This is a genomic window from Ornithinimicrobium sp., assembly GCF_035267225.1.
Classification (GTDB): domain Bacteria; phylum Actinomycetota; class Actinomycetes; order Actinomycetales; family Dermatophilaceae; genus Ornithinicoccus.
In genome coordinates, this window is record NZ_DATFMA010000049.1 from 21,555 (window position 1) to 30,822 (window position 9,268).

Genomic DNA, 9,268 nt, shown 5'->3' on the forward strand with positions numbered 1-9,268 from the left:
CCTTTCAGACGGTGTGGTGACGCGACGAGTCGGTCATGGTGAAGCGGCGGCCGGTGACGGTGTGGGGCTCGATCCGGATGACGCGCGGCTTGGCTCCGGGCTGCCACGGCGCGAGCGGGAGCTGCAGCGACTCGACCACGTCGGTGAGGTGACGTCCTTCGGTGGCCCACCCCCGGACCACGACGCTCCACGCCTGACCCGTGCCGGCCTCGTGGCCGTCGACCTCGAAGGCCACGTCGTGGTGCAGGGTCGCTCGGAACAACGCTCCGTCCGCAGTGCGGTAGACCAGCGTCCCGTGGTCGACCACGTGGTTGACCGGGAAGATGTCCGGGGCCCCGTCACGGACCACGGCCAACCTGCCGGTGCTGGCCTCGCGCAGCAGGGTCCAGCAGGTGGCCAGGTCGAGATGCTCGACCTGGCTGGAGCCGGGGGTGGGGTCCATGTCACCAGTCTCTTCACGCCGTCGGTTCTCAGCCAGGGCCGAAGGTCCCCGTCCGAGCCGGGCGCTCGCCGGGCCCGACGCTTTGCGGTGCGGGCTAGGCTCACAGTCCTATGGACCCACTGTCGGTGCCCGAGCAGACGCCGGAGGCGCGGATGGCGCTGCTGCTGCGTGCCGTGCGTGAGCTCTCCGCAGCCGACAAGGATCTTGTCGACGTCCTGGGGCGCACGGTCGAGATCGCCTGCGAGCTCACCGGCGCGCGCTACGGAGCCATGGGCGTGCTGGCCGAGGCGGAGCCGCAGCGGCTGAGCCACTTCATCACCCATGGCCTGACCCTGGAGGAGCGCGCGGCCATCGGGGAGCCCCCGATGGGTCGCGGCCTGCTGGGCAGGCTGCTCCGCGACTCCCGCGGCGTGCGGGTGCATGACGTGACCCGGGAACCGGACGCCGTCGGGTACCCCCCGGGCCACCCCCTGATGCGCACCTTCCTCGGGATGCCGATCCGTACGGCCTCGGCTGTGTTCGGCAACCTGTACCTGACCGAGAAGGCCGGGGGCGAGCCGTTCACCGCCCAGGACGAGTCGATGGTGGAGACACTCGCCGCCGTGGTCGGCGTCTCGGTGGATCTGTCTCGCCGGCGTCTCGAGGCGGCCAGCCAGAGCGCGGCGGTGGCCGCGGTGCGCAAGGTGAACCGCTCGCTGGTCACCGAGCACGACCCGTCCTCGGTGGTCGCGACAGTGCTCGCCGAGGCGGTGCGGACCACCGGTGCCCAGGCCGCGATGGTCCTCGCCGAGCCCGCCACCGAGCCGGTCACCAACCCTGCCGCCGACCACGAGGAGGAGTCGGCGAAGCCCGTGCCGTTGGAGGTCGTGGCGGCCGTCGGTGCGAGCGCCGACAGTCTGGTGCCACAGGTCGAGGAGCAGGTGCGCAGCACGCTCGCGGCGGGCGGCCCGACGCACTGGGCCACCAACGCTCCGCGGTTGCTGCTGGACGACCAGGAGGGTCCACGGCATACCAGCATCGTCCCCGTGCGGCTGCGAGACGGAAGCTCGGTCGCCCTGGTCGTGACCGACTGGCGGCCGGCCACGACCCTGGCTCCTCGCCTCACCGAGGGCCTGCTGGAGTCCCTCGGCGACCAGGTCGGTCTGATCCTCGACCGGGTGGCGGCCGTGCACCACCGCGACGAGCTCAACCGGCTGCAGGACCGCGAGCGTATTGCCCGCGACCTGCACGACCTGGTCATCCAGCGCATCTTCGCCGCCGGGCTGACCTTGCAGGGCGCGGCCCGGCTGGACCCTCCGCCGGAGGTGACCGAGCGGGTGGAGCGCACCATCGCCGAGCTGGACGCCACCATCCGGGACATCCGTGCCACCATCTTCGCGCTGACCCCGGCCAGCGGAGTGTCGGCGCGAGCGCAGATCCGTGACCTGGTGCAGAGCTACACCCCGCACCTCGGCTTCGCCCCCACGTTGAGCTGCCCCGGCGAGGTCGACGACCTCCTCGACGAGGAGGGCCGACTGGCGCTGCTGCTCGTGGTGCGCGAAGCCCTGTCGAACGTGGCCCGGCACTCCCGGGCCCGAGCCGTGGAGATCGACGTCCGCGCCGAGGCCGACCGGCTGCTGGTCACAGTGACCGACGACGGCGTCGGGCTGCCCGAGCACGTGGTCGAGAGCGGCCTCAGCAACGCACGAGCCCGGGCGCGACAGCGGGGCGGGTCGATGGACCTGATGGCGCGGACCCCGCGAGGGACCCTGCTGCGCTGGCAGGTGCCGCTGGCCCCCTGAGAGCCACCTGTCTCCGAGGGCCCGGTCCGGGCGGGCCTGGCGTCAGCGCAGGATGGGCACGCGGCGCACCAGCGAGGTGTTCTTCCACCACGTGCCGATCCCCAGCGTCTCGCCTGCGAGAGGGGCGAGCCCGAAGAAGGCGACGATGACCGCACCGGTCAGGTGGTCGTCGACGAAGGGGTTGTTCTCCAGGGGGAAGGCGGCCAGCCACATCATGAGGTAGAGCGCAGCGCCGGTGATCCCGGCGATCCGCATCCCGGCTCCGGAGATGAGCGCGACCCCGATGCCCAGCAGGCCGAGCATGAACAGCCACGTCACCCACTGCTGACCGGCGAGACCGGTGAAGAACGAGGAGAACGTCCCCTCGTTGTTGGCGAGGTAGCCGAACGTGGGATCCCCGCCGTTGAGCCACGAGCCCTCGCTCGGGGTGGCCTTACCCAGTCCGAAGAGCTTGTCGAAGAAGGCCCACAGAAAGATGAAGCCGAACAGGATGCGCAGGACCCCGAGCGCCACACGGGCCGCGGGGCTGAGGTACGCGGCGTCGTCGGTGCTCGGAGCAGGGTTCGTGGTCGCGGTCGAGGTGTTCATGGGTGCCTCCCGTGGGTCGGATCGAACGTCCTGTCCCCACCCTGAGGTGTGACCACGACCTCGACCAGGGGCGTCCGACCCGCTTGCGAGGGGACCTTGGTCCCGCGTTCTCAGCGGTCGTGCGAGGCCAGCCGGGTGCCGAGCACCGCGGCCTGCGTCCGTCGCTCCAGGCCCAGCTTGCTGAGCACGGAGGAGACGTAGTTCTTGATCGTCTTCTCGGCCAGGTTCAGCCGCTCGCCGATCTGGCGGTTGGTCAGGCCCTCGGTGATCAGCCCGAGAACGCGCCGCTCCTGCGGGCTGAGCAGCTCGAGCTGGTGACGTGCCGGGTCCTCCCCCCGCATCCGCTGCAGCACCTGGGCCACCGACGCGGGCTCCAGCAGCGAACGGCCCGCCGCCACCTGGCGGATGCCCTCGACGAGGCCGGAGCCGCTGATCTGCTTCAGCACGAAACCGGCCGCGCCGGCCACGACCGCCGCCAGGAGGGCGTCCTCGTCGTCGTAGGAGGTCAGGATGAGGCCCTTGATGGCGGGGTCAGCCGCCCGCACGTCCCGGCATACCTCGATGCCGGATCCGTCGGGTAGACGGGCGTCGAGCACCGCCACATCGGGCCGCAGGGTGCGGATCTGCGCGCGAGCCTGCTGGGCGGACCCGGACTCACCCACGATCTGCATGTCGGGCTCGGCGGAGAGCAGGTCCCGCAGCCCACGGCGCACCAGCTCGTGGTCGTCGAGCAGGTACACCCGGACGACGCTTACCCCCACCGGGTCCGTCGAGACGTCTGTCGACATGGGCACGACCGTAGCCCGATGCCGCCGTTCCGGCCAGGGACTTTCGTCCCCGGGGTGTGGCCGCCGCGCCCGCACTGACCCTGGATGGGCCGATGCGGGCACGGCGCGCCTCGTCCGCTGGGGTCGAGGCGCGCTCGACCGGTCAGTCGACGATCATGATCGGCGCGGAGGCCTGATGCAGCACCCCGAGACTGGTGGCTCCCAGGATGGAGCCGGCCATGGTGCCGTGCCCTCGCGTGCCGAGCACCAGCAGGCCACCCTCCTCGCCGGCGCGGGAGAGCGCGTCCACGGGGTGACCCTCGAGGACCTTGCCGCCTACCTTGAGGTCCGGCTGGTGCTCGCCCACGTCCGCCAGCATCTGCGCGTTGGCCTCGTGCGCCTTGGCCTCGTAGTCGGCCGACGCCTCGGCGGCTGAGCTGTAGCCGGCCGGCCCGCGGTCCCACGGGTCAGCCGGGGCCGGGGCCCAGGTGGTGGCGAGGACCAGCGGCGAGCCCCAGTCGCGAGCGACGTCAATGGCGGTCTCGACCGCGCGCTGCGAACCGCCGGTGGCGTTGGTGCCGACCACGACCGGAAGGTCGGGGCCGGGCAGCTCGCTCTCCCCGTCGCGCACGATGACCACGGGGCACCGGGAGTAGCCGGCGATCGTGTAGGCCGTCGAGCCCAGCAGGAGCGTCCCGATGCGGCCGCGCCCGTGGCTTCCCAGGACCACCATCGAGGCGTGGGTCGAGACCTCGCCGAGGGCGACCTTGGCGCTGAACAGCGAGGACGTCGTCTCGACCTCCAGGTCCGGAAACGCATCTGCGACCTTGTCCGCGCCGAACTGGGCGACCTCCTTCGCCTCGGCGAGCACGTCCTCCGACTTCCAGAGCCCACTGCCGGCGTCCTGGGTGTAGGTGATCCGCTCGGCAGCGTGCAGGATCGTCAACGGACGCTTCTGATGGTCGGCGGCGCGTGCTGCCCATTGCAGCGCGGCCTCGGATGGCGGTGACCCGTCGTACCCCACCACGATCGGGCGGTTCGGTGAATGAGCGGCCATGGTCGTTCTCCTTTCGTGGGCACGAAGCCCGGAGGGATCCCGGCACACTCTAGTGCGCACGTGGTCGGGCGTCACGCTTCCCGCCGCCGGGGTGGATGAGTCGCGACGGGTGCGCAAGACTGAGACGTATGACGCTTACCGAGCTCCCCGAATGGCAGGCCCTCACCGAGCACTACGAGCAGGTCAAGGGGGTGCATCTCCGGAACCTGTTCTCCGAGGACCCTTCGCGCGGCGAGACGATGGTGGCCCAGGTGGGCCCGGTCTTCATGGACTACTCCAAGCACCGGGTCACCTCCGAGACCATGGGCCTGTTGTTCGACCTCGCACGGGCATGCGGGGTGCAGGACCGGGCGGACGCGATGTTCAGCGGGGAGCACATCAACAGCACGGAGGACCGCGCGGTGCTGCACACCGCGCTGCGTGCCGGCCCGGATGCGGTGGTCGAGGTCGACGGCGAGGACGTCATGCCCGGGGTCCGCGAGGTCCTGGGCCGGATGCGCGAGTTCGCCGACCAGGTGCGCGGCGGGCAGTGGACCGGGCACACCGGCCAGCAGATCAAGACCGTGGTCAACATCGGTATCGGTGGCTCTGACCTCGGGCCGGCGATGGCCTACGGCGCTCTGCGTGACCACAGCGACCGGGACCTGCAGTTCCGCTTCGTCTCCAACGTGGACGGGTCCGACATCGTCGAGGCGACCCGCGACCTCGACCCGGCGACCACGTTGTTCATCGTGGCCTCCAAGACCTTCACGACCGTGGAGACGTTGACCAACGCGACCACCGCCCGCGAGTGGCTCACCGCCTCCCTCGGCGACGACGCGGTGGCCCATCACTTCGTGGCCGTGTCCACGGCGGACGAGAAGGTGGCCGAGTTCGGCATCGACACCGACAACATGTTCGGCTTCTGGGACTGGGTCGGGGGGCGCTACTCCTTCCCCTCGGCGATCGGCCTCTCGCTCATGGTCGCCATCGGCCCGGACGCGTTCGACGACATGCTGGCCGGGTTCCGCGAGGTGGACGAGCACTTCCGCACCGCGGCCCTGGAGGACAACCTCCCGGTGCTGATGGGGCTGCTGGGCATCTGGTACCGCAACTTCCACGGGGCGGACACGCATGCGGTGCTGCCCTACAGCGAGTACCTGCAGCGCTTCCCCGCGTACCTGCAGCAGCTGGACATGGAGAGCAACGGCAAGTCGGTGACGCGCGACGGGACGACCGTCGACGTGCAGACCGGGCCGATCGTCTGGGGTGAGCCCGGCACCAACGGCCAGCACGCCTTCTACCAGCTGATCCATCAGGGCACGACGATGGTCCCCGCCGACTTCATCGGCGTGCTGGCGCCGTTCCACGACGGGTCGGGGTCGCTGGCCACCCACCACGACCTGCTCACGGCCAACCTGTTCGCCCAGACCGAGGCTCTGGCCATGGGCAAGACCGCCGACGAGGTGCGCGAGGAGGGCGTGGAGGAGGAGCTGGTGACCCACAAGTCGTTCGCCGGCAACAGCCCGACCTCCACCCTCCTGGTCGACGAGCTCACCCCGCACACGCTCGGGATGCTGGTGGCGCTCTACGAGCACAAGGTCTTCGTGCAGGGCACCATCTGGGGCATCAACAGCTTCGACCAGTGGGGCGTGGAGCTGGGCAAGCAGCTGGCCAAGGTCATCGAGCCGGAGCTCACGGCGGACGGTGAGCCGGACCTGGATCACGACAGCTCCACCAACGCGCTGATCCGGCGGTACCGGGCGGCACGGGGGCGCTGACCCCCCGGATGGCCGGGGACGAGGACCGCTACCTGGTGGTGCGAGGTCGGCGCTGGCGGCGCGAGGACCCGGCGCTGCCTACCGACGTCGCGGCCCGGCTGCGCTCGCACCTGGGGCGGGGGCGGTCGGGTGTACGCCAGGCCCGGCGTAGCGATGACGACCCGGCCCCGCACCGCGAGCGGGTCGACCTGGCCAAGCGCGGGCTGGGCGAGCGGGGCACGCCGTGGTGGGAGCAGTCGGCCGAGCAACGACGACAGCGGTGGGAGACCGCGCTGCGCTCACTCGACGCGCTGCCGGGCGACCCGAACGGCTGAGCAGCCGGTCAGATCAGCTCAGGCTGCGAGCCCGGGTCGACGGCGGGGCCTTGTGCGTGGGGCAGTGGACCTCGAACGCGGTGAGGTCGTGGGCCAGCGGGGTCGGGACGAGCACCCGCTCGCCCACGGCGACCTTGTGCGTATGGGAGGTGAGGGCGCGCACCGACGGGCCCGCGTCGAGCTGTACGTGGTGCAGCACGTCGCCCCCGCGGAACTCGAGCCGGCGGACGAAGCCGAGGCCGCCGCCGAGGCTGCGCGGGTCGCGGTCGCGGTACAGGTCGGCCTCCCCGACCGCGCGCACCGTGAGATCGTGCGGCCGCGTCATGACTTCGACGTCCCCGTCCTCGCCGGGGTACACCGGCAAGGGCCCGAGGACGGTGTCCGCGCTGGAGCCCTGCCTGACGCCGGAGACGAAGTCGGCCTCACCGAGGAAGGTGGAGACGAACCGGTTCACCGGACGGTGGAAGACCTCCTCCGGCTCGGCCAGCTGCACGATCCGTCCCGCCTGGAGCACGGCCACCCGGTCCCCGACGGCCAGGGCCTCGTCCTGGTCGTGGGTGACCAGCACCACGCTGGCCCCGGCGGCCCGCAGGGCCTGGATGGCCTCGTCGCGCACCCGGGCGGCCAGGCCGCGGTCGAGCTGGCTGAACGGCTCGTCGAGCAGCACCACCTGGGGGTTCAGCGCCAGTGCCCGGGCGATGGCGACTCGTTGCTGCTCACCACCGGACAGCTCGTGCGGGTAGCGCCGCGCGAACCGCGTCAGCCCGACGAGCTCGAGCATGCTCTGCACCCGGCCGGTGGGCTCGGCCCGCTGCGAGCGAGACCACCGGCCGGTGGACCGTCGTAGCCCGAAGGCCACGTTCTCGGCGACGGTGAGGTGCGGAAACAGCGCCAGGTCCTGGAAGACGATGCCGACCCCCCGGCGCTCCGCCGGCACGAACGTGTCCGGCCCGGCTACCTCGCGGCCGCCCACGTGGACCGACCCGCCGTCCAGGCCGGTCAGACCGGCCATCATCCGCAGCAGGGTGGACTTCCCGCAGCCGCTGGGCCCGACCACCGCGACCGTCTCGCCCCGGCCCACGCTCAGGGACAGATCGGCAACCGCCGTCGCGGCGCCGAAGCGCTTGGTGACACGCCGACACTCCAGGACCGGTGAGGTCCCGGCCTCGGCCGCTGCGTCGATGGTCATGGTCAGGAGGCGCTTTCCGTGGGGTCGGCGACGTCGTGGGGGACAACGTCGGGTACGGCCAGGGTATGCCGGAACACCAGTACGATCGGCACCAGGGCCACCGCGACGATGGTCAGGGCCGGCAGCCCCGCGCTTTCCCAGCGTGACTCCGCGGCCAGCTGGAACACCCACACGGCCAGCGTCTCGAAGCCGAAGGGGCGCAGCAGCAGCATGATGGGCAGCTCCTTGAGTGTGTCCACGGCCACCAGCACCAAGGCCACCCCGACCCCCGGCCGCAGCAACGGCAGGTGCACCCGGCGCATCACGCTCAACGGCGCGGTGCCCAGCGTCAGCGCCGCCGCGGTCAGCGACGGCGAGACCTTCTCCAGCCCGGCGTCCAAACTGCTCCAGGCCAGCGCGAGGAACCGGATCACGTAGGCGTAGAGCAGACCGGCCAGCGTTCCGGTGATGAGCACCCCGCCCAAGGCCAGTCCGGCGGCGTCCAGGACGGCGTCCGCCCCGGAGAGCACCAACAGCACTCCGATGGCCACCACCGGACCGGGCACGGCGTACCCGACGGTGGCCGACCGGGCCAGGCGGGCGGTCCAGCGCCCGCCGCCGAGCCGAGAGGCGCTGGCCAGCACCATGCCGACCACGACGCAGCCCACGGCCACCAGGCCGGCGATCGTCGCGCTGTTGCCCACATAGCCCAGGTAGCGGGTGCCCAGCCCCCCACTGCCGAGCACGGGTCCGCTCCAGAGCGCCAGCTGGACGACGGGGACCACGAACGTGACGAGAATGACCGCGGCGCAGCAGGCGGTCGCGGTCATCGCGGCGCGGCCGGTGAGCCGCGCCGGCTCCAGGGTGTGGCCACCCCCGCCCTGCTGGTGGAAGCGCGCCCCACCACGACCGACCCGCTCCAGGGCCAGCACCAGCACCGCGAACATCAGCACCACGCCGGCCAGCTCGCTCGCCGCAGCCCGGTTGTACATGCCCACCCAGACCTGGTGGATACCGACCGAGACGGTCTGGACCCCGAAGTACTGCACGGTCGCGAAGTCGGTCAGGGTCTCCATCGCGACCAGCAGCCCCCCGGCCGCCAGGGAGGGCCGCGCCAACGGGAGCACCACCAGGCGGGCCGCGGTCAGCGGGCCCGCACCGAGGGCTCGGGCCGCGTCGTAGGTGGTCGCGGACTGCTCGCGCAGCGCAGCGCGCGCCAGGATGTACGGGTAGGGGTAGAGCGCGATGACGAGCACCACGGCACACGCCCAGAACGACCGTACGTCCGGAAACCAGACCCCGGGGCCGAACAGGTCGCGCAGCCCGCTCTGCAACGGGCCCGGATGGTCCAGCAGCCCGATGTAGACGAACCCCATCACGTAGGCCGGCAC

General features: G+C 71.6%; 9 protein-coding genes. 3 read left to right on the top strand and 6 right to left on the bottom strand.

The annotated features are described in order from the left end of the window. Nucleotides 1-4 precede the first annotated feature (4 nt). Nucleotides 5-442, bottom strand: coding sequence for a pyridoxamine 5'-phosphate oxidase family protein (locus VJ976_RS03265; RefSeq protein ID WP_324098675.1), 438 nt, complete (start codon nucleotides 440-442; stop codon nucleotides 5-7). A 110-nt stretch (nucleotides 443-552) separates the two neighbouring features. Between VJ976_RS03265 and VJ976_RS03270 the strand changes: the two genes are divergently transcribed. Then, entirely contained in the window at nucleotides 553-2,223 is a 1,671-nt protein-coding gene (locus VJ976_RS03270) for a GAF domain-containing sensor histidine kinase (RefSeq protein WP_324098676.1), read from the top strand. Between the two features lie 42 nt (nucleotides 2,224-2,265). Here the strand turns inward: VJ976_RS03270 and VJ976_RS03275 are convergent, their stop codons facing one another. The 3 genes from VJ976_RS03275 to VJ976_RS03285 all read right to left on the bottom strand — a co-directional run bounded on the left by VJ976_RS03275 (nucleotide 2,266) and on the right by VJ976_RS03285 (nucleotide 4,635). Beyond that, nucleotides 2,266-2,811 carry a hypothetical protein gene (locus VJ976_RS03275; protein WP_324098677.1) on the bottom strand — a complete coding sequence of 182 codons (546 nt, stop codon included), beginning with the start codon at nucleotides 2,809-2,811 and terminating at the stop codon, nucleotides 2,266-2,268. A 110-nt stretch (nucleotides 2,812-2,921) separates the two neighbouring features. Next, the gene (locus VJ976_RS03280; RefSeq protein ID WP_324098678.1) at nucleotides 2,922-3,599 is read right to left on the bottom strand and encodes a response regulator transcription factor; all 678 of its coding nucleotides are present in this window, start codon (nucleotides 3,597-3,599) and stop codon (nucleotides 2,922-2,924) included. Between the two features lie 142 nt (nucleotides 3,600-3,741). After that, nucleotides 3,742-4,635 (bottom strand): universal stress protein, encoded by an 894-nt coding sequence (locus VJ976_RS03285; protein ID WP_324098679.1) that lies wholly within the window; start codon nucleotides 4,633-4,635, stop codon nucleotides 3,742-3,744. 128 nt (nucleotides 4,636-4,763) lie between these two features. On the opposite strand from VJ976_RS03285, the gene pgi reads away from it, so the two are divergent. Both pgi and VJ976_RS03295 read left to right on the top strand, forming a co-directional pair. Then, nucleotides 4,764-6,395 carry a glucose-6-phosphate isomerase gene (gene pgi / locus VJ976_RS03290; protein WP_324098680.1) on the top strand — a complete coding sequence of 544 codons (1,632 nt, stop codon included), beginning with the start codon at nucleotides 4,764-4,766 and terminating at the stop codon, nucleotides 6,393-6,395. An 8-nt stretch (nucleotides 6,396-6,403) separates the two neighbouring features. After that, nucleotides 6,404-6,709, top strand: coding sequence for a 2-polyprenylphenol hydroxylase (locus VJ976_RS03295; RefSeq protein WP_324098681.1), 306 nt, complete (start codon nucleotides 6,404-6,406; stop codon nucleotides 6,707-6,709). A gap of 13 nt (nucleotides 6,710-6,722) precedes the next feature. Here the strand turns inward: VJ976_RS03295 and VJ976_RS03300 are convergent, their stop codons facing one another. Both VJ976_RS03300 and VJ976_RS03305 read right to left on the bottom strand, forming a co-directional pair. Further along, on the bottom strand, nucleotides 6,723-7,898 hold the full coding sequence (locus tag VJ976_RS03300) for an ABC transporter ATP-binding protein (RefSeq protein WP_324098682.1): 1,176 nt from the start codon (nucleotides 7,896-7,898) through the stop codon (nucleotides 6,723-6,725). 2 nt (nucleotides 7,899-7,900) lie between these two features. Then, the coding region (locus tag VJ976_RS03305) for an iron ABC transporter permease (RefSeq protein ID WP_324098683.1) at nucleotides 7,901-9,268 on the bottom strand (1,368 nt) is incomplete at its 5' end.

What these genes read in the sequence shown, in the direction of transcription:
- VJ976_RS03300 (WP_324098682.1), bottom strand. Translation starts at nt 7,898, where the DNA reads ATGACCATCGACGCAGCGGCCGAGGCCGGGACCTCACCGGTCCTGGAG.
- VJ976_RS03275 (WP_324098677.1), bottom strand. Translation starts at nt 2,811, where the DNA reads ATGAACACCTCGACCGCGACCACGAACCCTGCTCCGAGCACCGACGAC.
- VJ976_RS03265 (WP_324098675.1), bottom strand. Translation starts at nt 442, where the DNA reads ATGGACCCCACCCCCGGCTCCAGCCAGGTCGAGCATCTCGACCTGGCC.
- VJ976_RS03280 (WP_324098678.1), bottom strand. Translation starts at nt 3,599, where the DNA reads ATGTCGACAGACGTCTCGACGGACCCGGTGGGGGTAAGCGTCGTCCGG.
- VJ976_RS03285 (WP_324098679.1), bottom strand. Translation starts at nt 4,635, where the DNA reads ATGGCCGCTCATTCACCGAACCGCCCGATCGTGGTGGGGTACGACGGG.
- pgi (WP_324098680.1), top strand. Translation starts at nt 4,764, where the DNA reads ATGACGCTTACCGAGCTCCCCGAATGGCAGGCCCTCACCGAGCACTAC.
- VJ976_RS03295 (WP_324098681.1), top strand. Translation starts at nt 6,404, where the DNA reads ATGGCCGGGGACGAGGACCGCTACCTGGTGGTGCGAGGTCGGCGCTGG.
- VJ976_RS03270 (WP_324098676.1), top strand. Translation starts at nt 553, where the DNA reads ATGGACCCACTGTCGGTGCCCGAGCAGACGCCGGAGGCGCGGATGGCG.